24 protein-coding genes are annotated in these 22,002 nt (G+C 63.2%); 5 read left to right on the top strand and 19 right to left on the bottom strand.

What is annotated here, in order from left to right:
- Nucleotides 1–8: 8 nt before the first annotated feature.
- Genes NLY36_RS17395 through NLY36_RS17385 form a run of 3 tightly spaced genes read left to right on the top strand, consistent with a single transcriptional unit; the run spans nucleotide 9 to nucleotide 2,980 of the window.
- Complete coding sequence (locus NLY36_RS17395) at nucleotides 9–821, top strand: carbohydrate ABC transporter permease (RefSeq protein ID WP_023693094.1); 813 nt, start codon at nucleotides 9–11, stop codon at nucleotides 819–821.
- Between the two features lie 15 nt (nucleotides 822–836).
- Entirely contained in the window at nucleotides 837–1,883 is a 1,047-nt protein-coding gene (locus tag NLY36_RS17390; RefSeq protein WP_023736916.1) for an NAD(P)-dependent alcohol dehydrogenase, read from the top strand.
- A gap of 2 nt (nucleotides 1,884–1,885) precedes the next feature.
- Nucleotides 1,886–2,980 carry an ABC transporter ATP-binding protein gene (locus NLY36_RS17385; protein ID WP_023736917.1) on the top strand — a complete coding sequence of 365 codons (1,095 nt, stop codon included), beginning with the start codon at nucleotides 1,886–1,888 and terminating at the stop codon, nucleotides 2,978–2,980.
- Between the two features lie 54 nt (nucleotides 2,981–3,034).
- Here NLY36_RS17385 and NLY36_RS17380 read toward each other — a convergent pair whose 3' ends face one another.
- The 10 genes from NLY36_RS17380 to NLY36_RS17335 all read right to left on the bottom strand — a co-directional run bounded on the left by NLY36_RS17380 (nucleotide 3,035) and on the right by NLY36_RS17335 (nucleotide 13,515).
- Nucleotides 3,035–4,621, bottom strand: a complete 1,587-nt coding sequence (locus NLY36_RS17380; RefSeq protein WP_023736918.1) for an FGGY-family carbohydrate kinase — start codon at nucleotides 4,619–4,621, stop codon at nucleotides 3,035–3,037.
- Between the two features lie 134 nt (nucleotides 4,622–4,755).
- Nucleotides 4,756–5,415 (bottom strand): HAD family hydrolase, encoded by a 660-nt coding sequence (locus NLY36_RS17375; RefSeq protein ID WP_023736919.1) that lies wholly within the window; start codon nucleotides 5,413–5,415, stop codon nucleotides 4,756–4,758.
- Nucleotides 5,416–5,426: 11 nt separating this feature from the next.
- Nucleotides 5,427–6,905 carry a mannitol dehydrogenase family protein gene (locus NLY36_RS17370; RefSeq protein WP_023736920.1) on the bottom strand — a complete coding sequence of 493 codons (1,479 nt, stop codon included), beginning with the start codon at nucleotides 6,903–6,905 and terminating at the stop codon, nucleotides 5,427–5,429.
- 46 nt (nucleotides 6,906–6,951) lie between these two features.
- Nucleotides 6,952–7,719 (bottom strand): L-iditol 2-dehydrogenase, encoded by a 768-nt coding sequence (locus NLY36_RS17365; protein ID WP_023736921.1) that lies wholly within the window; start codon nucleotides 7,717–7,719, stop codon nucleotides 6,952–6,954.
- Nucleotides 7,716–8,720, bottom strand: coding sequence for an ABC transporter ATP-binding protein (locus tag NLY36_RS17360; RefSeq protein ID WP_023689168.1), 1,005 nt, complete (start codon nucleotides 8,718–8,720; stop codon nucleotides 7,716–7,718). The genes NLY36_RS17365 and NLY36_RS17360 overlap by 4 nt, the downstream gene beginning before the upstream one ends.
- Before the next feature lie 50 nt (nucleotides 8,721–8,770).
- Complete coding sequence (locus tag NLY36_RS17355) at nucleotides 8,771–9,595, bottom strand: carbohydrate ABC transporter permease (protein ID WP_023671250.1); 825 nt, start codon at nucleotides 9,593–9,595, stop codon at nucleotides 8,771–8,773.
- An 11-nt stretch (nucleotides 9,596–9,606) separates the two neighbouring features.
- Entirely contained in the window at nucleotides 9,607–10,479 is an 873-nt protein-coding gene (locus NLY36_RS17350; protein WP_023671249.1) for a carbohydrate ABC transporter permease, read from the bottom strand.
- A 119-nt stretch (nucleotides 10,480–10,598) separates the two neighbouring features.
- Entirely contained in the window at nucleotides 10,599–11,909 is a 1,311-nt protein-coding gene (locus NLY36_RS17345; RefSeq protein WP_023671248.1) for an ABC transporter substrate-binding protein, read from the bottom strand.
- 243 nt (nucleotides 11,910–12,152) lie between these two features.
- Entirely contained in the window at nucleotides 12,153–12,494 is a 342-nt protein-coding gene (locus tag NLY36_RS17340) for a hypothetical protein (protein ID WP_155923262.1), read from the bottom strand.
- Between the two features lie 112 nt (nucleotides 12,495–12,606).
- Nucleotides 12,607–13,515 (bottom strand): LysR substrate-binding domain-containing protein, encoded by a 909-nt coding sequence (locus tag NLY36_RS17335; protein ID WP_023671245.1) that lies wholly within the window; start codon nucleotides 13,513–13,515, stop codon nucleotides 12,607–12,609.
- 110 nt (nucleotides 13,516–13,625) lie between these two features.
- On the opposite strand from NLY36_RS17335, the gene NLY36_RS17330 reads away from it, so the two are divergent.
- The gene (locus tag NLY36_RS17330) at nucleotides 13,626–13,811 is read left to right on the top strand and encodes a hypothetical protein (protein ID WP_023671244.1); all 186 of its coding nucleotides are present in this window, start codon (nucleotides 13,626–13,628) and stop codon (nucleotides 13,809–13,811) included.
- A 35-nt stretch (nucleotides 13,812–13,846) separates the two neighbouring features.
- On the opposite strand, the gene NLY36_RS17325 is transcribed toward NLY36_RS17330, so the two are convergent.
- Entirely contained in the window at nucleotides 13,847–14,806 is a 960-nt protein-coding gene (locus NLY36_RS17325) for a sugar-binding transcriptional regulator (RefSeq protein WP_023671243.1), read from the bottom strand.
- 219 nt (nucleotides 14,807–15,025) lie between these two features.
- Between NLY36_RS17325 and NLY36_RS17320 the strand changes: the two genes are divergently transcribed.
- Complete coding sequence (locus NLY36_RS17320) at nucleotides 15,026–15,658, top strand: HAD family hydrolase (protein WP_023695874.1); 633 nt, start codon at nucleotides 15,026–15,028, stop codon at nucleotides 15,656–15,658.
- 81 nt (nucleotides 15,659–15,739) lie between these two features.
- Here NLY36_RS17320 and NLY36_RS17315 read toward each other — a convergent pair whose 3' ends face one another.
- The 8 genes from NLY36_RS17315 to ureC form a co-directional block, all read right to left on the bottom strand.
- Nucleotides 15,740–16,507, bottom strand: a complete 768-nt coding sequence (locus tag NLY36_RS17315; RefSeq protein WP_023671241.1) for a class II aldolase and adducin N-terminal domain-containing protein — start codon at nucleotides 16,505–16,507, stop codon at nucleotides 15,740–15,742.
- A 109-nt stretch (nucleotides 16,508–16,616) separates the two neighbouring features.
- Nucleotides 16,617–17,249: an urease accessory protein UreG gene (ureG, locus tag NLY36_RS17310; protein WP_023695873.1), complete on the bottom strand. Its 633-nt coding sequence runs from the start codon at nucleotides 17,247–17,249 to the stop codon at nucleotides 16,617–16,619.
- On the bottom strand, nucleotides 17,246–17,686 hold the full coding sequence (locus tag NLY36_RS17305) for a DUF3995 domain-containing protein (RefSeq protein ID WP_023695872.1): 441 nt from the start codon (nucleotides 17,684–17,686) through the stop codon (nucleotides 17,246–17,248). The genes ureG and NLY36_RS17305 overlap by 4 nt, the downstream gene beginning before the upstream one ends.
- The gene (locus NLY36_RS17300) at nucleotides 17,683–18,354 is read right to left on the bottom strand and encodes an urease accessory protein UreF (RefSeq protein WP_023695871.1); all 672 of its coding nucleotides are present in this window, start codon (nucleotides 18,352–18,354) and stop codon (nucleotides 17,683–17,685) included. The genes NLY36_RS17305 and NLY36_RS17300 overlap by 4 nt, the downstream gene beginning before the upstream one ends.
- A complete protein-coding gene (locus tag NLY36_RS17295; RefSeq protein ID WP_023671237.1) occupies nucleotides 18,347–18,949 on the bottom strand; it encodes an urease accessory protein UreE in 603 nt (200 codons plus the stop codon). Before NLY36_RS17295 ends, NLY36_RS17300 begins: the two co-directional genes overlap by 8 nt.
- Nucleotides 18,946–19,551 (bottom strand): glutathione S-transferase family protein, encoded by a 606-nt coding sequence (locus NLY36_RS17290; protein WP_023695870.1) that lies wholly within the window; start codon nucleotides 19,549–19,551, stop codon nucleotides 18,946–18,948. Before NLY36_RS17290 ends, NLY36_RS17295 begins: the two co-directional genes overlap by 4 nt.
- 43 nt (nucleotides 19,552–19,594) lie before the next feature.
- Nucleotides 19,595–20,188 carry a hypothetical protein gene (locus NLY36_RS17285; RefSeq protein WP_023695869.1) on the bottom strand — a complete coding sequence of 198 codons (594 nt, stop codon included), beginning with the start codon at nucleotides 20,186–20,188 and terminating at the stop codon, nucleotides 19,595–19,597.
- Nucleotides 20,189–20,280: 92 nt separating this feature from the next.
- Nucleotides 20,281–21,993: an urease subunit alpha gene (gene ureC, locus NLY36_RS17280; protein WP_031195771.1), complete on the bottom strand. Its 1,713-nt coding sequence runs from the start codon at nucleotides 21,991–21,993 to the stop codon at nucleotides 20,281–20,283.
- Nucleotides 21,994–22,002 lie beyond the last annotated feature (9 nt).

Genomic DNA, 22,002 nt, shown 5'->3' with positions numbered 1-22,002 from the left:
CGTATCGCATGAGACCGGGCCGCCTCATCGGCAAGATCATCCTGGCCTTCGCCGGCTTCATGGCGGTGTTTCCGCTCGCCTGGACGGCGGTCAATTCGCTGAAGAACAATGTCGACATCATCACCCGCGTGCCGCGCCTGGTGTTTACCCCGACCTTCGACAATATCAGCTACATCATCGGCCGCGACAGCGTCATGGCCGGTCTCTATAACTCGGTCATTTCCTGCGGCGTCGCCGTGCTGATCGGCGTCATGCTCGGCCTTCCGGCAGCCTATGCGGTGGCGCGCTATCCCAATCGCTTCGCTGGCGACATCCAGTTCTTCGTGTTGTCGCTGCGCTTCCTGCCCCCGGTGGCAGTCGCCATTCCGCTGATGGTGATCTGGCTGCAGATCGGGCTCTACGACACCTTGCCGGCGCTGATCGTCACCTATTCGCTGCTCACCATCTCGGTGATCATGTGGCTCGCCATTCCCGCCTTCCAGGCCGTGCCGAAGGAAATCGAGGAAGCCGCTTTCGTCGACGGCTACGGCGCTTACTCGGTGTTCTGGCGCATTGCGCTGCCGGTAGCGGCGCGCTCGCTGATCGGCGCCGTCGCCTTCAGCTTCGTGCTGGTGTGGAACGAATTCCTGATCGCGCTGATGCTGTCCAGTTCCAACGCCAAGACATTGCCGATCGTCGCTTCCGAACTTTCACAGCAAGGCATGAACGTGCCGTGGGGAATCCTCAACGCCTCGGTCGTGCTGTTGTCGCTACCGCCGCTGCTGTTCCTGGGCGTGCTCAGCGGCTTCCTGAATTCCGTTTTCCGGCAAAAAAAGACTTGATGCGAGGACTTACCGATGCGGGCACTGGTGCTTGAGAAAAAAGGCGAACTGTCGTTGCGCGAGATCGCGCTGCCGCTCGACGTCGGACCGGGCGATGTCAAGATAGCCATCCACACGGTCGGCGTCTGCGGCAGCGACGTGCACTATTACACGCATGGCGCGATCGGCAGCTATGTGGTGCGGGCTCCGATGGTGCTTGGCCACGAAGCCGCGGGAACGATCGTCGAGGTCGGCGCCAATGTCGGCACGCTGAAGGTCGGCGACCGCGTCTGCATGGAGCCGGGCGTGCCGAACCTGTCGTCGCGCGCGACGAGGCTCGGCATCTATAATGTCGATCCCGATGTCAGCTTCTGGGCGACACCGCCGGTGCATGGCGTGCTGGCGCCCTATGCGGTGCACCCGGCCGCCTTCACCTACAGACTGCCGGACAATGTCACCTTCGCCGAAGGCGCGATGGTCGAACCCTTTGCCATCGGCATGCAGGCGGCGAGCCGCGCCCGCATCGTGCCTGGCGACGTCGCCGTCGTCGTCGGCTGCGGCCCGATCGGCATCATGATCGCGCTGGCGGCGCTGGCCGGCGGCTGCTCGAAGGTGCTGATCTCCGATTTTTCCGCACCCAAGCTCGAGATTGCCGCACAATATCCCGGCATCGTGCCGGTCAATATCAGCGAGCAATCGCTGGTCGACGCAGTCTCCGCCGCGACCGACAATTGGGGCGCGGATATCGTGTTCGAGGCGAGCGGCAGCCCGAAGGCATTCGCCGACCTGTTCGATGTCGTGCGGCCGGGCGGCGCGGTGGTGCTGGTCGGACTGCCGGTCGAACCGGTCAGCCTCAACGTTCCGGCGGCGATCTCCAAGGAAGTGCGCATCGAGACGGTGTTCCGTTACGCCAACATCTTCGACCGGGCGCTGCAGCTGATCGCCTCGGGGAAGGTCGACCTCAAGCCGCTGATCACCGGCACTTATGATTTCTCCGACAGCATCAAGGCCTTCGAGCGGGCGGCGCAAGGCAAGCCGCAAGACGTCAAGCTGCAAATCCTGCTTACCGGCGAGAAGGGCTGACCATGTCCGCGATCGTTTGCTCCCATGTCGACAAGGCGTATGGGGCTACCACCGTCATCCGCGATCTCAATCTCTCGATCGAGGAGCATGAGTTCGTCGTGTTCCTAGGCCCATCCGGCTGCGGCAAGTCGACCTTGCTCAGGATGCTGGCCGGGCTGGAGGATATCAGCGGCGGCGAAGTGTCGATCGGCGGCAGAGTGGTCAACGATCTCGAGCCCGGCGAGCGCGGCATCGCCATGGTGTTCCAGAACTATGCGCTCTACCCGCATATGACGATCTTCGACAACATCGCCTTCGGACTCAAGCGGCAGAAGGTTTCGGCGGCCGAGATAAAGAAGCGGGTCCAAGCGGTGGCAGAGACGCTGGGCCTCGAGCCTTATCTCGCCCGCAAACCGACCGAGCTTTCCGGCGGACAGCAGCAGCGCGTGGCGATTGCGCGCGCCATGATCAAGACGCCGAAAGTGTTCCTGTTCGACGAGCCGCTGTCGAATCTCGACGCCAAACTTCGCAACCATATGCGGGTCGAAATCGCCCGCCTGCACCAGTTGCTGAAGACCACTACCGTCTATGTCACCCACGACCAGCTCGAAGCGATGACGCTGGCCGACCGGATAGTGCTGCTCAGGGATGGCGTTATCGAACAGATCGGCTCGCCTGCGGAGATCTATCGCCAGCCGGGCAATCTGTTCGTCGCCGGCTTCATCGGTACGCCGAACATGAATTTCATCGACGTGGCCGTCGGGCGGAAGGACGAACGCTGGACGCTGACAGGCGGCGGCTCGAGCTTCTCCATAGAAGGCTCGGGCTTCGATCTACGCGGCGTCCGGCGCGCCGTGCTTGGAATCCGACCGCCGGACCTGAAGACCGCCGGCGCTCAGAGCATCAATCTTCTGCAAGGCACCGCCGACCTCATCGAGTTCCATGGCAATGACGCGCTGGTGACGTTCGCCTGCGGCGGCAAGGAGGCCGGCGCATTGGTATCGGCCCGCGAATGCCCGGCGTTGCGCGCGCCTGTGCGCTACACATTCGAGGAGGAGAGCGTGCATCTGTTCGACGCGGCGACCGGCGCATCCTTGCGCCGGCGAGAGGAGGCCTAGATTTGGTACGCAATTCCGGACGGAAAACCGTTTCACGCTTTTCCTGGAATTGCTCTAGCTGATGGCGTCGAGCTCCTGCCGCTGGCGGTGCATTTCGAGGAAGACCTTGTAGTCGCGGTCAAAGCGGCCTGAAGCGGCCGGGTTCGAAGCGCGGGTTCTGCCGCCTTGCTGCATGGCGACGCAAGCGGCATTCAGGTCCGGGAACAGACCGGCCGCGGTGGCGGCGACCATGCCGGTGCCGAGCAGAACGGCTTCGTCGGCCAGCGGCTCGATCACCGCGCAGCCGGTGGCGTCGGCATAGAGCTCCATCAGCAACGGGTTCTTGGTGTGGCCGCCGGTGACATGCAGCGTGTCTATGAGATAGCCGTTCTCGTTCAGCGCCTCCAGCACATGGCGCACGCCGAGCGCGATGCCGACGGCGGTGCGCCAATACAGCTTGCACAGGCTGTCGAAGGAGGAATCCAGCGTCAGCCCGCTGACCACGCCGACCGCATGCGGATCGGCAAGCGGCGAGCGGTTGCCATGGAAATCCGGCAGCACATGCAGCCTTGCCGCCAGCTTGTCACCTTCGGTGCTGCGCAGTTCGGCGACGCGCCTGGCGATTTTTGCATGCATGGCCGCGTCCGGCTCGCCGCCGGCGCCGTGCCAGCGGATGATATGGTCGAGCAGCGCACCGGTCGCCGACTGGCCGCCTTCCGACAGCCAGAGTTTTGGCAGTGCGGCGCCATAGTATGGACCCCAGACGCCGGCGAAAGGCTGCGGGTCGGGCGACATCGCCATGACGCAGGACGAGGTTCCGGCGATCAATGCCAGATGGCGGCCGATATTCTGCTCGTCGCCAGCAAAGCCGCCGAGCACGCCAAGCGCGCCGGCATAGGCATCGATGACGCCGGCGCCGACCCGACAGTTTTCGCTCAAGCCCAACTCCGCCGCCGCTTCAGGGGTGAGCGTGCCGATGTCTGCGCCGACAGCACTTGCCTTCTCCGGCAGGCTGCCGTGTTCGAACAGATCGCCAAGCCCGACCCTGTCGAAGAAGTCACGGCGCCAGCCGGTTTCCTCATGCGCCAGATAGGTCCATTTGGCGGTCAGCGTGCATTGCGAGCGCGCCAGCGACCCGGTCGCCTTCCAGGTCAGGAAATCGGTGAGGTCGAATAGGTAGCCGGCTTCATGCCAAGTTCCCGGCAGATTGCGCTTCAGCCACATCAGCTTCGGCGTCGCCATTTCCGGCGACATGACGCCACCGATATAGTCGAGTACGGCGTGGCCGCTATCGGTGCATTCATCTGCCTCGGCGATGGCGCGATGGTCGAGCCAGACGATGGTGTCCCAGCGCCGTTCGCCCGTCACCGAGACGCTGAGCTGGCCGGCATTCCTGTCCAGCACCACCAGCGAGCAGGTGGCGTCGAACGACATGCCGACAATATCGTCGGCTGACACACCGGCCTTTTCGCGCGCGGCACGCACCGCGATGCACACAGCCGACCAGATATCCTGCGAATTGTGCTCGGCGTGATCGGCCTGCGGCTGGTTCATGACGATCGGATGCTCGGCGCGGCCGAGCAAGGTGCCTGACGTGTCGAGAATGCCCGCGCGGGCGCTCCCGGTGCCGACATCGACCGCGCAAACGAAGCTTTTCGTCAAGATGCTTTTACTCTCGCTCCCTAGAGCCGGATGATTTCAGGTCTGTTCGACCTGAAATCTGAATCCGTCTCTAAATCAAAGAAGTAGAGCATGATGTCGTCCGAAAACCGCTTCACACTTTTCGGCATCATGCTCTAGCCTGCAATCAGATCGGGCAATTGCAGCATGTCCGCGAATATAAAGTCCGGTTCACTCGACGCAAGCCGCGCTTTCAAGGCCGGGTTGCCGGCGTGCGAACCGCCGGTGAAAGCAAAGACGCGCATGCCGGCCGCACGCGCCGCTGATATGCCAGCCGGGCTGTCCTCGATTACGATGCAATTACCGGGATGCGCGCCCATGGCGGCGGCGGCATGGAGAAAAAGATCCGGCGCCGGCTTGCCGCGCGCGACCATGGCGGCGCTGAACAGATGCGGCTCGAGCAGGCCGAGCAGACCGGTGACGTCGAGCGCGTAGCGTATCCGGTCGAGCGTGCCGGAGGACGCGACGCAGCAGGGCACGCCCAGCCTCGGCAGGATGTCGCCGATGCCGGGAATCGGCTTCAGCTCCTCGCGGAATTTGCGCATCAGTTCGACCCGCATGTCGGTAAGATGCACGTCGGTGATGTCGATGGTGAAATCGCGAAGAAGTATCTCGCGCACGCTCTTCATGCTCTTGCCGAGGAAATGCTCGTAGGCGGTATCTTCGCTGACCGAGCCCCCGGCGGCAGAGATCATGCCGAGCAGAGCCGAAACCGACAGCGCCTCGCTGTCGACCAGCACGCCGTCACAGTCGAAGATGACCAGTTCGGGCGTCATTGCGGCTGGCGTCAGAGCTTGCCGGAGATGTAGCGCGTCAGCGTCGCGCGCGTGCCATTCGCCCACAAGACGTTGAGCGCATGGGCAAAGGCCTCGGCGAACGGCGCCGAGCGGCCGACACCGCCATAGATATCCTCCATCGCAAGCCAGGCACCGGGCCTGTCCTTCGCCGCCTTCGCGCTTGCCTGCAGCCGGTCCCAGCTCGGGTCGTTGGCCTCGATGACCGCGCCGCTGTCGGTGGTGCCGAAACAGTAGCGGCACCACAGCGCCGACTCGAGCGCCAGACCCGCGACGCCTTTGCTGGCCTTCAGCCGGTCGGCAATGGTCGGGATGATGAATTTCGGCTGCCGGTTGGAACCGTCGAGGCAAAGCCGACGGATGGTGTCGCCGATCTTCGGGTTGGAAAAGCGGTGCTCGATGAGTTGGTAATAATCCTCCAGCACGGTGTCCGGCACCGGCGGCACGGTCGGGATGATCTCGTCATGCTCGAGCTTGGCGAGGAAGCCGCGCACCAGCGGCTCCTGCATCGCCTCATGGACGAAATGGATGTCCATCAACCCTGCGGGATAAGCGATCGTGGCATGACCGCCATTGAGGATGCGGATCTTCATCAGCTCATAGGGCGCGACATCCCTCACGAATTGCACACCGACCTTTTCCAGCGGCGGGCGGCCGTCGGTGAAATGATCCTCCAGCACCCATTGCCTGAACGGCTCGCAGAACACCGGCCAGTTGTCCTCAAGGCCGAACTCGGTGGCGAGAATGCCGCGCTCGCGGTCGGAGGTGGCGGGGGTGATGCGGTCGACCATGCCGTTGGGAAAGGCGACATTGTCGCTGACCCAGTTTGCCAGATCCTCATCGATCAGCCGGGCGAGGCCGATGACGCCATCCGAGGTGACATGGCCATTGTGAGGGATGTTGTCGCAGGACATGACGGTGAACGGCACGATGCCGTCGGCCCGGCGGCGTATCAGGCCCGCAAGGATGAGGCCGAACACCGTCTTCGGCGTCGTGCCTGCCTGTGCGTCGGCGACGATGTCGGGGTGGGTCGGGTTGAACTTGCCGGAGGCCGGATCGATGAAATAACCGCCTTCCGTGATGGTCAGCGAGACGATCTTGATCGCCGGATCGGCGAGCTGGTCGATGATGGCATCGGCATCGCCGGGCGTCAGGAAGTCGATCATAACGCCGGTGACGCGGGCGCTCATATGGTCGGAATCCTGCTCGACCACGGTGGTCAGCCAGTCCTGCTCCTGCAGCTTGGAACGGCCGATTTTTTCGCCCTCGAAGACCCCGGCGCCGACCAGCGCCCAGTCATGGCCGATGCCTGAATTGAAGAGATCGTCGAGGTAGACCGCCTGATGCGAGCGATGGAAATTGCCGACGCCGAAATGGACGATACCGGGTTTGAGCCTGGAGCGATCATATCTGGGACCGGCGACCTTGGCGGGGAGTTCCGAGAGGATCGAGGAGGAGAGTTTCACGGTCATTTTTTTACCCTTTTGGCCGGGCTGCGGCCTTCGTGATCCCGGCCCATCAACTCATCCATTGGCCGCCATCGACATTGTAGGTCTGGGCGACGATGTATTCGGCGTCGTCGCTGGCCAGGAAGACCGCCATGCCGGTCAGGTCCTCCGGCTTGCCCATGCGGCCATAGGGCACGCCCTCGCCGACCAGCCGCTTCTTCTCGCCCTTCGGCCGGTTCTCATATTTGGCAAACAGCGCATCGACCTCATCCCACATATCGCTGTCGACGACGCCGGGCGCGATGCCATTGACGTTGATGCGGTGCTTGATCAGGTCGAGCCCGGCGGACTGGGTCAGCGAAATCACCGCGGCCTTGGTGGCGCAATAGACGGCGACCAGCGGCTCGCCGCGGCGTCCTGCCTGGCTGGCGATGTTGATGATCTTGCCGCCCTTGCCCCTTGCGATCATCGAACGCGCCGCTGCCTGCAGCATGAACAAGGTGCCGGCGACGTTGACGGAGAACAATTTGTCGTAGCTCGCTTTGGTGATCTCGACGATCGGCGCCAGGTCGAACAAGGCAGCATTGTTGATCAGTATGTCGAGGCCGCCGGTCTTTTCGACCGCCTTGACCGCCGCCTGGATCGAAGCAAGGTCGCTGACGTCGAGCCTGACCGGATAGGCGTTGGCGCCAATCTCGGCGGCCGTCTTTTCGGCAGCCGCCAGATTGATGTCGGCAATGGCCACCGTGGCACCCTCGCGCGTATAGGCTTCGGCAAAAGCCCTGCCGATGCCGCGCGCGGATCCGGTGATCAGCGCCGATTTGCCCGTCAGTCTCACTGCGTCAGCGCCTTTCCATCGGGGCCGAAGCGATGCATCCGGACCTTGTCGGGCGTCAGGTAGATGGTGTCGCCGTGGCGTACGGCCAGTTCGCCATCGGCGCGTACCGTCAGCGGACCGACGCCGTCGGCCTGGACATGCAGGAAGGTGTCGGAGCCCAGATGCTCGGCGACGCCGACAAGGGCTTTCCAGTCGCCCGCCGTGGTCGATATCCCCATATGCTCGGGACGAATGCCGATGGTCTTGGCATTGTATTTGGCGGCCGGCGCACCTTCGATCAGGTTCATTTTCGGCGAACCGATGAAGCCCGCCACGAACAGGTTCTTCGGCGACTTGTAGAGTTCCATCGGCGAGCCGACCTGTTCGATGTTGCCGGCGTTGAGCACGACGATCTTGTCGGCCATGGTCATGGCTTCGATCTGGTCGTGGGTGACGTAGACCATCGTCGTCTTGAGCTGATGGTGGAGCTCGCTGATTTCGAGCCGCATGGTGCCGCGCAGTGCGGCATCGAGGTTGGACAGCGGCTCGTCGAACAGGAAGGCCGAGGGCTGGCGCACGATGGCGCGGCCGATGGCGACGCGTTGCCGCTGGCCGCCGGAGAGCTGGCCGGGCCGGCGTTCGAGATAGTTGGTGAGGTTGAGGACCCGGGCTGCGTCCTTCACCTTCTTGTCGATCGTCGCCACATCCTCGCCCGCCATCTTCAGCGGGAAGCCGATGTTCTTGGCCACCGTCATATGCGGATAGAGCGCATAGGACTGGAATACCATGGCCAGCTTGCGCTTGGCCGGCGCCTCGCCGGTGACGTCACGGCCATCGATGTTGATGGTGCCCCCGCTGGTGTCCTCGAGCCCGGCAATGAGGCGCAGCAACGTGGACTTGCCGCAACCCGACGGCCCGACGAAGACGACGAACTCGCCATTCTCGATGACGAGGTCGAGGCCTGGAATGATGACCGTCGATCCGAAATGCTTGGAGACGTTCTTGAGCGTGATGTTTCCCATGGTTTCCTCCCCGAGGGGTTATTTGGCCGGATTGCTTCAGGCAACGTCCGTTATTTTACCGCGCCGAATGTCAGGCCGCGCACCAGCTGCTTCTGGCTGAACCAGCCCATGATCAGGATGGGGGCGATGGCCAGCGTCGAGGCCGCCGAAAGCTTGGCCCAGAACAGGCCTTGCGGGCTCGAGAACGAACTGATGAAGGCCGTCAGCGGCGCCGCCTCGGTGGTGGTCAGGCGGATGGTCCAGAACGCTTCGTTCCACGCCAGGATGATGTTGAGCAGCATGGTCGATGCGATGCCCGGCACGGCCATGGGGGTCAGCACATAGACGATCTCGCCCCACAAGGTGGCGCCGTCCATGCGTGCCGCTTCCAGGATCTCGCCGGGGATTTCGCGGAAGTAGGTGTAGAGCATCCAGATCACGATGGGCAGGTTGATCAGCATCAGCATGATCATCAGGCCGATGCGGCTGTCGAGCAGTCCGGCATCGCGGAAGATGAGGTAGATCGGGAACAGCACGGCAACCGCCGGCATCATCTTGGTCGAGAGCATCCACATCAGGATGTCCTTGGTCCACTTGCCCGGCGAGAAGGCCATCGACCAGGCGGCCGGAACCGCGACTATCAGGGCCAGGATGGTCGAGCCGACCGAGAGCAGCACCGAGTTGAAGAAGAACTTGAAGTAGCCGCTCTGCGCCTGGACCTCGGTATAGCTCTCGAACGTCCCCGACGGGATCAGCGCGAAGCCCTGGATGGCCTCCTGCTCCGACTTGAACGAGGTGATGATCGTGTAGAGGATCGGGAAGAAGATCAGCAGCGCGACGATCCAGGCGGCGCCTGTCGCAATGACCTTGTGTTGGGTGGTGACTGCACGTGCCATCGTATCCTCCCTTACTTGTCCAGGTTCTTGCCGACCGCGCGCATGGCGAAGAAGGCGACGATGTTGGCGAGAATGACGGCGATGACACCGCCGGCCGATGCCTGGCCGATTTTGAACTCCAGCAATGCCTTCTGGTAGACGAGGAAGGGCAGGTTGGTGGAGGCATAGCCGGGTCCGCCATTGGTGGTGACCAGGATTTCGGCATAGACCGACAGCAGGAAGATGGTCTGGATCAGGATGACGACGGTGATGGCGCGCGACATGTGCGGCAGCGTTAGATAGATGAAGCGGCTGACGAAGCCGGCGCCGTCCATCTCGGCGGCTTCCTTCTGCTCGCCGTCGAGCGACTGCAATGCGGTCAGCAGGATCAGCGTTGCGAAGGGCAGCCATTGCCAGGCGACGATGATGATGATGGCAAGCATCGGATGCTGCCCGAACCAGTCGATCGGTTGAGCCCCGAAGAAGCGCGCAATGTCGGCAAAGACGCCGTATTGCGGGTGCATGATCATGTTCTTCCAGACAAGTGCAGCCACCGGCGGCATGACGAAGAACGGAGAGATGACCAGGATGCGGACGATCCCCTGTCCCCACATCGGCTGATCGATCAACAGCGCCAGCATGATGCCGCCGATGACGGTGATCAGCAGCACGCTGCCCACCAGGACCAGCGTGTTGAGGATCGACTGCAGGAATGCCGGGTTGGAATAGAACAGCGAGTAATTCGAGAACCAGACAAACCCGTCGCGGATCGGATTGAGCGGATTGTACTGCTGGAAGGAGAACCAGATCGTGAGTGCCAGCGGCACGATCATCCAGACGAACAGCAGCACCACGGATGGCGCCAACATAAAGCGGGCAAGCGAACGGGTCTGCTGAGTAGCCATGACGGTCACCCTTCAAGGTCAGCCAAATTTTCAGGTGTGTGAAAGGGGCCGCCCGAACTGGGATTCGGGCGGCCGTTGCCGGCCAAGGAGGCGGCCGGCATTCGGCACCGGGAGGAGCCTTACTTGATATAACCGCCTTCGGTCATGGTCGCGGTGGCGGCGTCCTGCGCCTGCTTGAGCGCGTCGTCTACGCTGGTCTGGCCGGCGAGCGCCGCCGAGAACAGCTGGCCAACGGTTGTGCCGAGGCCCTGGAACTCAGGAATGGCAACGAACTGCACACCGACATAGGGCACCGGCTTGACGGTCGGATGCGTCGGGTCGGCGGCATTGATCGAGTCCAGCGTCATCTTGGCGAACGGAGCCGCCTTCTGATACTCGGCATTGGCGTAGAGCGAGGAGCGCGTGCCCGGAGGAACGTTGGCCCAGCCTTCCTTGGAAGCAACCAGTTCTGCGTAGTGCTTGCTGGTCGCCCAGGAGACGAACTTCTGTGCGGCGTCTCCCTTCTGCGTGCCGGCCGGGATGGCCAGCGACCAGGCCCACAGCCAGTTGCCGCGCTTGCCCAGACCATTGTCGGGGGCCAGTGCGTAGCCGACCTTGTCCGCGACGGTCGAGTTCTTCGGGTCGGAGACGAAGGAGGCGGCGACGGTGGCGTCGATCCACATGCCGCACTTGCCCTGCTGGAACAGCGCCAGGTTTTCGTTGAAGCCGTTGGACGAGGCGCCCTCGGGACCGTCGGCCTTCATCAGGTCGACATAGAACTGCAGCGTGTTCTTCCATTCCGGCTGGTCGAATTGCGGCTTCCAGTTCTCGTCGAACCAGCGGGCGCCGAAGGAGTTCGACATGGCGGTGAGGAACGCCATGTTCTCGCCCCAGCCGGCCTTGCCGCGCAGGCAAACGCCGTTCACGCCATTGGCGCGGTCGGTCATCTTGTCGGCGGCCTGCTTGATGAAGTCCCAGGTCGGGGCGTCGGGCATCTTCAGCCCGGCCTTCTCGATCAAGTCCTTGCGGTACATGACGAAGGAGCTTTCGCCGTAGAAGGGCGCGGCATAGAGCTTGCCGTCGACCGACAGGCCGCCGGCAATGGCCGGGATGATGTCCTTGGCGTCATAGTCGTCGCCGAGCTTGTCGAGCGGCAACAGCCAGTTCTGCTTGGCCCAGATCGGAACCTCGTAGGTGCCGATGGTCATAACGTCATACTGGCCACCCTTGGTGGCAATGTCGGTGGTGACGCGCTCGCGCAGCACGTTCTCTTCGAGCGTGACCCAGTTGAGCGTGACGTCGGGGTTAGCCTTGGTGAAGTCGTCGGTCAGCTTCTGCATGCGGACCATGTCGCCATTGTTGACGGTGGCGATGGTGATGGATTCGGCATGCGCGGCGAAAGCGAAGGCGCTGGCCGACAACAGGCCCAAAGTGAGCGTGCGCAGTTTCATCAAATTCCTCCCATGAACCAAGATGAGCATTTGCCTTGGTAATGGGCAATTACTCACTTGGCGTTAATTATGTCAAGCCGGATTCGATGCTGCAGCGCAGCACACGGGGCAGGTGCGCGACGTTGCGCGCGTAGAGGATATTGAATGGATTTGGGAAGCTGTTTGCAGGGGATGTGAGAGCGGGTTGATGCCGACCCATCGCAACCCAATCGTGGCGCCAAGGGAGCGATAGGGCCCAGCCCGTCAGCCGTGGGACGGGTAGCTTCCGACGGAATATTCGAAAACCCTGCCGTCGCGTGTTTGCTTGGCTCTGGTCAGCACTTCCGTCACCTGGATCCAGCTGGGCTCGTCCTTGCGCAGCCTAACTTCCCGGCCGATTGCCTTCACGGCAGCTTGAAACGGCGTAAATGCTTCGATCACCTGCGTCGTGCGCACGGTGTTGTTTTCGATTTCTTCGACGCGATAGACTTTCATCAGCCGACTGATCGACCCTGTTTCAATCTGCAGACGATTGATCCTGCTCAATTGGGTCGTCACAAGCACAAGCCTATGCCGGGCGAGTGATATCGACAGCGTTTTTGTCAAGCTTGGTTAACCGGGTGGCCCGATCGCAGCTGTTTGTCCGCGAAAGCGAGCATTCGTCGCGGATCCATGGCTCGCTTTGCATCTCGGAAATCAATCCGCGAATCGCTCGCCTTCAGGCGCAGGCGATCTCGGCCAGGATCCAGTCCCGGAAGGCTTTTATCTTCGGCACGTTGCGACGCGCCGTCGGGTAGACCAGCCAATAGGCGTGGCCGTCGTCGCCGACCAGGTCGAAGGGCTGGATCAGGCGGCCGGCGGCGAGCTCGGTCTTGAACAATGCGGTGGTCAGGATTGCCACACCATGGCCGGCGATGGCCGCGTTCGCCTCATAGGCCTGCGCGCCCATGCTGGTGCCGGTGCGCCTGGCAAGTTCGTCCGCCGGGACGCCGGCAAGGGCGAACCATTCCCGCCACCAGATGTCGCCGGGATCGAGAATGGGCAGCTTGAACAGGTCGGCGGGTTCGTGGACGCCACCTATGGTGGCAGCGAGTGCCGGGCTCAGCACCGGGGTGAAATCGGCCTTGAACAAAAGATGGGTCTCCACTCCAGGCCACTTGCCGCTGCCGGAGCGGATAGCGATGTCCATGTCCTCGCGGGCAAAATCGATCACCCTGTTCGAGGTATCGACGCGCACCGCCAGCGACGGATGCGCGACCTGGAAGGAGCCGAGGTGCTGCGCCAGCCAGTTCGAGGCAAAGGTCAGCAGCGTCGAGACGCACAGCACACCATCGGCGCCCCCACGCGCGGCGGAATAGGCGCTTGAGAGCAGGCTGAACGCCTCGCTGACGGCGGGCGCCAGGCGCTGGCCGGGTTCGGTCAGCACGATCTGGCGCGGCTGGCGCAGGAACAGCGGCGAACCGATGCGCTCTTCCAGAAGCTTGATCTGGTAGCTGGCGGCGGCCTGCGTCATGCCGAGTTCCTGCGCGGCCTTGGTGAAGGAGAGATGCCGCGCGACGGCTTCGAACACCCTGATGGCCTGCAGCGGCGGCAACTGGGCGAGCTGTGGTGCCTTGAGATCGGGCATAAGCCCTCCTTATGGGTCGTGATCGACGTTTGATTGGCGGCAAGAGGCAATCAGGCCGATATCTGGTGTCAACGATCAATCAAGTTCAAGCATAGCGGAGGCTGAAGATCATGACCACGGTACAGCAAAAGCTCCATTCGACCCCGGCGCAGAGCTGGTTTTCCCTGCTGGTGCATGAATTTTCCCTGCTTGTGCACCGCCGGCGCGGCTACGTCGACGTCCGGGAGTTGTCGCCGCATCTGCAGCGCGACATGGGTTTTCTCGACGGCAACGACCCGTCCGGGCGCTGCAAATAAACGTGTTGGATTTTATCGATGGGCCGCTTAATCTATCAGGAACCGTCGAGTAGGGCCGTGGCGGTCCGCTCGTCGGTGATGAGGCCATTGACCAGCCGGCGGTTCACCGCGGCCAGAATGCCCGGCAATTTGCGTTCGCCCATGGCGAGCGCAATGACCAGCGACTTTTCGCGTGACGGCAAGGCTGCCGACGATACCCGGTCGTTGGTGATGCCCTCGATCATGCGGCCTTCCCGATCGAACACCCAGCCGACGATCTCGGCGACGCCGCCAGCCTTTTGCAACGCCTTCAACTCGCTTTCCGAGATAAAACCGTCCTCGTAGAGCGGCGCCTTCGGGCCGAGATCGCCGATGCCGACAAAGGTCACGTCGGCTTCCGCGGCCAGCGCCAGCGTCGGTTGGATCATCGGCTGGGCAAGCAGCATCTCGCGCTCTTCCGGCGACGAGGCGATGACCGGCAGCGGCATCGGGAACGAGCGCGCCTTGACCCGGTCGGCCATGGTGAAGATGACGTTGTAGAAGGCGGCCGAACCGTCGGGCGAGATGTTGCCGGTCAAGGACACAACCTTGTGCTGCGAGCATTCCATCGGCGGCAATTGCTCGATCGCCGCCTTCAGCGTGCGGCCGGTGCCGATGGCCAAGACGATGGGCGTCGGTGACCGCAGCCGCCGCTCGATCTCGGCCGCAGCCGCCTCGGCAATGCCGATCGTGGTCGAGGATGAGGTTGGATCGCTCGGCACCACTTCGACGAGGTCGAGCGCGAAGCGTGACTTCAGTCTAGCTGCGAGATCAAGGCAATTGGCGATCGGGTGATCGACGCGAACCTTGATCAGCCCCTCCGACACCGCCAGCGACACCAGCCGCTGCGCCGTCTGCCGGGAAATGCCGAGCGTGGCGGCGATCTGGTCCTGGGTGTTGCCGGCAACATAATAAAGCCAGCCGGCGCGCGCTGCCTCGTCCAGCCTGCTGCTGCCGCCGTCTTGCCGCGAATTCAAAATGTGCCTCCAGCCCTGCCCCTTTGCCCGCCCTTGGGCGAAGCGTCATAGTCTTGCAGGGAATGTGTCGGCGCGCAATTGTCTATCGGCAGGGCAATTGCTTGCTGCTTCGATCCGGTCGCCGCGCGGCAACCAACCAAGCGAAAATCGCCAGCGGACGGGCTCGGCGGTTTATCTCCTGATACAAACGCTTTAAGGGGATCGGCAAAGGAGCCTCGCATGACGCCGAAAGCGGTTTTCTGGGATATGGACGGCACGCTGGTCGACAGCGAGCCGCTGCATGAGGCGGCCTTGGTGGCGGCGCTGCGCAGCGTCGGTATCACGCCGCCGGCCGACCTGCATGAGCGGGTGCTGGGCGTCGCCGCCGCACCGGTCTACGAGATGCTGCGCAGCGAGTTCGGCCTCGACCTGCCCTTCGACGACTGGATCGTGCGCAAATACGATCACTACATGCCGATGGCCGAGACGCTGAAGCCGCGCCCCGGCGCGATCGGAGTGTTCAACGAATTGCGCGCGCTCGGCGTGCAGCAGGCGGTGGTGTCCAATTCCGACCGGGTGATCGTCGATGCAAATCTGAGCGCCGTCGGCCTGATCTATCCCGGCATGCGCACGATCAGCCGAAACGACGTGCGCGAAGGCAAGCCGCATCCCGAACCGTTCCTGCGCGCCGCATGGCTGGCCGGCGTCGATCCTTCAGACGCGGTGGCCGTCGACGACAGCGTTACCGGCGCCACATCAGGCCTGGCCGCGGGGATGCGGACGATCTTCTGGCCGGAAGCGCCGATGGCAGGACCGAAGGGCGCTGTCGTGATCAACAGTGCGGAAGAGTTGCGGGCTCAGTTGGGACTCTGAGTGAGCCTATGAACGTCGGCGCTGCCCCTCATCCCCCTGCCGGGACCTTCTCCCCGTGAACGGGGAGAAGGGTGAACTCATTCAGCTCCGGTACACCGGCTCTTCCTCGTCGAGGATCGCCTTCAGCTCGGCAAGGTGACGCTCTGCCTGGCCGGGATAGTCGTCCATCTCGCTGGCGGCCTTTTCGGCAATGGCATCGGACAGCGTGCGCAGCGGACGGCCGGTCCACAGAGCCTTGATGTAGGTTTCGGCGGCGCGCTCGAAATAGAACATGCGGTTGAAGGCGTCGGCGACGGTGTCGCCGATGACCATGACGCCGTGATTGCCCATCACCATCACTTTGACCTTCGGGTCGGTGAGCAGTTGCGAGCAGCGCTCGCCTTCTTCCTCGAAGGCCAGCCCGCCATAATGGGCATCGACGACGTGGCGGTTGAAGAACATGGCCGAGTTCTGATCGATCGGCGGCAGGGTCGAGTCGGCCAGCGATGCCAGCACGGTGGCGTGGATGGAATGCACATGCATGGCGCAGCGCGCATGCGGCACGTTGCGGTGAATGGCGCCGTGCAGACCCCAGGCGGTCGGGTCGGGCGCATTCGGGCCGGACAATGTCTCGGGATCATTGGCGTCGATCAGCAAAAGGTCGCTCGCCTTGATGCGCGAGAAATGCACCTGGTTGGGGTTCATCAGGAATTTGCTGCCGTCCTCGTTGACCGACAGCGAAAAGTGATTGGCCACGGCTTCATGCATGTTGAGCCGCGCCGTCCAGCGGAAGGCGGCGGCCAGATCGACGCGCTCCTCATAGTAGGGCAGGTTGGTCAGCGTTTCCTTTTGCAGGCGGGCGATGCTCATCCGAAAAACCTCCGTTTTTAAGAGAATGCCGCGCTCAGCCGTGGCCAGCAACCGCAAACTGGTGGGTCAGGTTGTCCCAAAACCGCTACGCACTTTTGGGCGACATGCATTACGCCGCCGAGCGAGCCGACTGCAGCCCGCCATGTTCGACGATGAAGTCGATGACTTCCTGCAGTCCCTTGCCGCGCGACAGGTCGGTGAAGCCGAACGGGCGCTTGCCCCGCATTCGGGCGGCGTCGCTCTCCATGACATCGAGGTTGACGTTCACATAGGGCGCCAGATCGCTCTTGTTGATGACCAGGAAATCGGAACGGGTGATCGCCGGCCCGCCCTTCCTGGGGATTTCCTCGCCCTGGCAAACCGAGATGACATAGAGGGTCAGATCCGCAAGATCCGGCGAGAAGGTGGCGGCGAGGTTGTCGCCGCCGGATTCGATGAAGACGATGTCGAGATCGGGAAACTTTTTGTTCAGTCCGGCGATCGCCTGCAGATTGATCGAGGCGTCCTCACGAATGGCGGTGTGCGGGCAGCCGCCGGTCTCCACCCCGACGATACGGTCCTCAGGCAGTGCCTGCAGCCGGGCCAGCATCATGGCGTCTTCCTTGGTGTAGATGTCGTTGGTGACGACGGCGATGGAGAAGTCGTCACGGAGCGCCTTGCAGAGCTTTTCGGTGAGCGTCGTCTTGCCGGAGCCGACAGGACCGCCGATGCCGATGCGAAGGGGACCATTAGCCTGGGTCATGCCGAAAACTCCGTGATGGCGAGGATTGCGAAGCTGAGCCCGATCAACAGGCAGAGCGGAGAATAAAAGCTGGTATCGAGTCGCGCAAAAGGCTGCTCCGGCGCCAGCCGGCGCCACCAGGGCGTGAAACCGGCAATGCCGCGGCCGAGGAAGACCAGCCCGATAAGCAGCGCTGTCGCGGCAAGGCCTTCCCTTGGAAAGGGGGAGGCGAAGACCCCAGCGAGCGCCAGCGGCCACAGCGTCGCCAGGCAAAGGCACGCGGCAACGGCAAAACAGGCAAACGGCGTCGGCATCTCGTCGACGCCGCGAAAGCCGACAACGGCGTGGGCGCAGGAGGCGCCGTCCTTGCCCGGCCAGATGCCGCCAAGGCCCCAATAGACATGCAACGCGGTGATCAGCAGCAGCACCGCCGAGAGGGCGAAGGCGAGCGTGGTCATGAGCGGAACAACCTGGAATATTGCGTCTCGTGTTTCATCGCCATGACGTCGGAGATGAAGGCGCAGCCGCCGAGATCATCGGGTGTCGATCTGGCGGCACGCGCGGCCGTCGCCAGCGCCAGCGGCTCGAAGCCGGCTAGCAGGACAGTCGCTCCGCTTTGGCCGACGATTCCGAGCCGGATCGCCGCCTGGACGAGGTTGGAGAAGAAGGCTTGCAGGAAGGCGGACAGGGCGTCCTGAAGCGCGATGCCGTTGCCGCCGGCAAATGCGCCTACCGCGACGCAATAGGCGCATTCGGCCGGCAAGCGGCCCAGCACGGGATTGGGCCAGGCCGACGCTGCCTTGAGGAAGGCGGCGCCTTGCAGCATCGTCTCAGCGTGGCGCTCCTGCGAGCCGGCCAGCGCTTCGGCGAGGCCGGCAATCTCGGCGAGATCACCGCCCTCGCGGGCGCGGCGCCAGGCCTCGGTGAAGAGCACGGCGTCGTTCCAGCCCGAGCCCATCTCGACCAGCGTTTCGAGCCAGAAGGCGAGGCTGTCGCTGTCGGGCACAAACCCGTCATGCACGGCACGCTCGAGACCGTGGCTGTAGGCAAAGCCGCCAACCGGGAAGACCGGCGACAGCCATGCCATCAGCCGCAGCAAAGCGATGCCGGAAGGCTGGTCAGTCATGATCGTGATGATGTCCGTCATGGGAATGGCTGTGCGAATGCGATTCGCTGTGTGCGTGGGAATGCCCATCATGGGAATGCGCTTCGGCATGAGCATGGGCATGACCGTGATCGTGGCCATGCGCACCTTGCGCGGAATAGGCGCCGCGCACCGGCTTGAACGGCTCGGAAACGTCGCGCACCGTGGCGCCGAGACCTTCCAGCATCGCCTTGATGACGTGGTCGCGCAAAATCAGGATGCGGCCGGCCTCGATCGCTGCCGCCAGATGCCGGTTGCCGATATGCCAGGCAAGTTCGGTCAGATGCACGGCGTCGCGGGCGCGGATGTCGTAGACCTCTTCGGGCGCTGCGATGATTTCGATATAGCCACCGTCCTCCAGCACCAGCCGGTCGCCATGGTTCAGGGTGACAGGCTCCGGCAGGTCGACCAGCACCTTGCTGCCGTCGGCAAGTTCGATGGCGCGGCGGCGCAGATGGCGCTCGTCATGGGGCAGCACGGCACGGCCGGATGGCGGCACGCTACCGGCAGTGCCGGCCGTCAGCACCGAGACGGCGCGCGGGAATTTGGTGAAGTCGGTGTTGAGGTTGAGTTTCATCGCATGGCTCCGCCATTGGCTTGCGCCCGTGCCCGGGCAGGCCGCGCCAAGACGCGGTCGAAATACGCGTTGACGCGCTCGGACTCGATCGGGAATTTTCCGGCTCGGGCCCAGCCGCCCATGTCGCCCAACAGCACGTCGACGGCGGAAAATCGGTCGCCCAGCGCAAAAGGCCTGTTGCCCAGCCGGCCGTCCAGCGCCTTGGTCTCGGAGGCGAAATCGTAGGCGGCGGCAGGACCGACATCGACCCGCACTTCCTTGGGCAGCAGGAAGCGGTGGCGCAGCTTGTTCCACAGCGGCGCCTCGAACTCCGACTGGGCGAAATGCATCCAGGAATCCATCTCGGCGCGGCCGGCGACACCGGGACCGGCGCCCATGCCTTTGTCGGCGTGCTTGTCGGCGAGATAGACGCAGATTGCCGCCGAATCCGTCACCGTCAGCTCGCCGTCGATCAGGATCGGCACCTTGCCCGACGGGTTGAGCGCATAGGCTTCCGGCGAGCGCAATTTGACTTCGACGAATTCATAGGGCTGCCCGAGTTCCTCAAGCATCCACAGAACGCGGCTGACGCGGGATCCACGCGATCCGATGGCCTTGTACATGGTTGAACCTTCTTTCCCCGCGACCCTAAACCATAGCCCCTGCTCAGACGATGGTGTCGAAGAGCCGCAGGATGAACGAAATTTGGTAGATCAGCGTGCCGACGACGAAGGCGATGTGGAAGCGGCGGTCGCGCACCAGTATGGCGGCGATGCACAGCGCCACGAAAACCGGCGTTCGGAACAAATATTCATTGCCGTAGCGGGCGAAATGCTCCGGCCCTTTCAGCAGCGTGTCGACGACATCGAGCAGATAGGTCGTCGCCAGCAGGCCGAAGAACCAGCCGCGGCGCGAATAGAAGAAATCCTCATAGCTGGTGTAGTCGAGCATCGAATCCGGAAACAGCAGCGCACACAGCAGGAACAGCGTGATGGCATAGAAGATCAGGAACAAATATTTGCCGAAGGTCCAGACCTCTATCGTATAGAGGCCGAACTCCCACCACCAGAAATGCACCAGAAGCAACAGCATGGACGCGACCCAGCCGAGGTGCACGGGATAGAGCTTGTACTGGCCGGGATGCTGGACGATGCGCGCCACCCCCGACAGCAGGCGGGCGACGCCAAGCCCGATCACCATGCCCATGACGATGCGGATATGCGGGAAGATGTCGTGGGCGGAGGCTATTTCGGTGGCCATGACCTGCTACGCGGTTTCTTTGAGCCGCATATTGCGGCGGCACCGACCGGCTCGCAATGGAATTTGCCGGGTCGATCAAATCGCCCCTCGCCTCAAAACAGGAAATACCGCTGCGCCATCGGCAGCACGGTTGCCGGCTCGCAAGTCAAGAGTTCGCCATCGGCGCGAACCTCATAGGTTTCGGGATCGACCTCGATATGCGGCGTGGCGTCGTTGAGGATCATCGAGTGCTTGCCGATGCCGCCGCGGGTATTTTCGACCGCGACGAACTGCTTGTCGACGCCGAGCCTGCCATGCAGGCCGGACTCCAGCGCCGCCTTCGAAACGAAGGTCACCGACGAGTTGGTCCTGGCCTTGCCATAGGCGCCGAACATCGGGCGGTAGTGCATGGGCTGGGGGGTCGGGATAGAGGCGTTGGGGTCGCCCATCGGGGCTGCGGCTATCATGCCGCCGATCAGCACCATGTCCGGTTTGACGCCGAAGAAGGCTGGGTTCCACAGCACCAGATCGGCGCGCTTGCCGACCGCGATCGACCCGATGTCCCTGGACAGCCCATGCGCGATGGCCGGGTTGATGGTGTATTTGGCGATGTAGCGGCGGACGCGGAAATTGTCGTTGTTGCCGGTCTCCTGCGGCAATGACCCGCGCTGGCGCTTCATCTTGTCGGCGGTCTGCCAGGTGCGGATCGCCACCTCGCCGACACGGCCCATGGCCTGCGAGTCCGACGAGATGATCGAGAAGGCGCCGATATCGTGCAAAATGTCTTCCGCCGCGATGGTCTCCTTGCGGATGCGGCTTTCGGCAAAGGCGATGTCTTCAGGGATCGACGGCGACAGATGATGGCACACCATCAGCATGTCGAGATGCTCGGCCAGCGTGTTGACGGTGTAGGGCCGGGTCGGGTTGGTCGAAGACGGAATGACGTTGGGCAGGCCGCAGACCTTGATGATATCGGGCGCATGGCCGCCGCCGGCGCCTTCGGTGTGGAAGGCGTGGATGGTGCGGCCCTTGATGGCGGCGACGGTGTTCTCCACAAAGCCGGATTCGTTCAGCGTGTCGGTGTGGATCATCACCTGCACGTCGTAATCGTCGGCAACCGACAGGCAGCAGTCGATGGCCGCCGGCGTCGTGCCCCAGTCCTCGTGCAGCTTCAGCGAGCAGGCCCCGCCCAGCACCATTTCCTCGAGCGCTGCCGGCAGCGAGGCGTTGCCCTTTCCGGACAGGCCGATGTTCATCGGGAAAGCGTCGAAGGACTGGATCATGCGCGCCATGTGCCAGGGTCCGGGCGTGCAGGTGGTGGCCAGCGTGCCATGCGCCGGGCCGGTGCCGCCGCCGAGCATGGTGGTGATGCCCGACATCAGCGCTTCGTCGATCTGCTGCGGGCAGATGAAGTGGATGTGCGCGTCGAAGCCGCCGGCGGTCAGGATCTTGCCCTCGCCGGCGATGATCTCGGTACCGGGGCCGATGATGATGGTGACACCGTCCTGCGTGTCGGGATTGCCGGCCTTGCCGATCGCCGCGATGCGGCCGTCCCTGAGACCTATATCGGCCTTGAAGATGCCGGCCGTGGCATCGACCACCAGCGCGTTGGTGATGACCGTGTCGACCGCGCCGCCGGCGCGCGACACCTGGCTCTGGCCCATGCCGTCGCGGATGACCTTGCCGCCGCCGAATTTCACCTCCTCGCCATGGACGGTGAGGTCCTTTTCGACCTCGATAAACAGCTCGGTGTCGGCCAGGCGCACTCTGTCGCCGACCGTCGGGCCATACATCTGCGCGTAGGCGGCGCGGGTAATTCTAGCCATCAGTCAATG

It is taken from the genome of Mesorhizobium sp. C399B (assembly GCF_030323185.1).
GTDB lineage: Bacteria > Pseudomonadota > Alphaproteobacteria > Rhizobiales > Rhizobiaceae > Mesorhizobium.
This window is presented reverse-complemented; position numbering and strand designations above follow the sequence as displayed.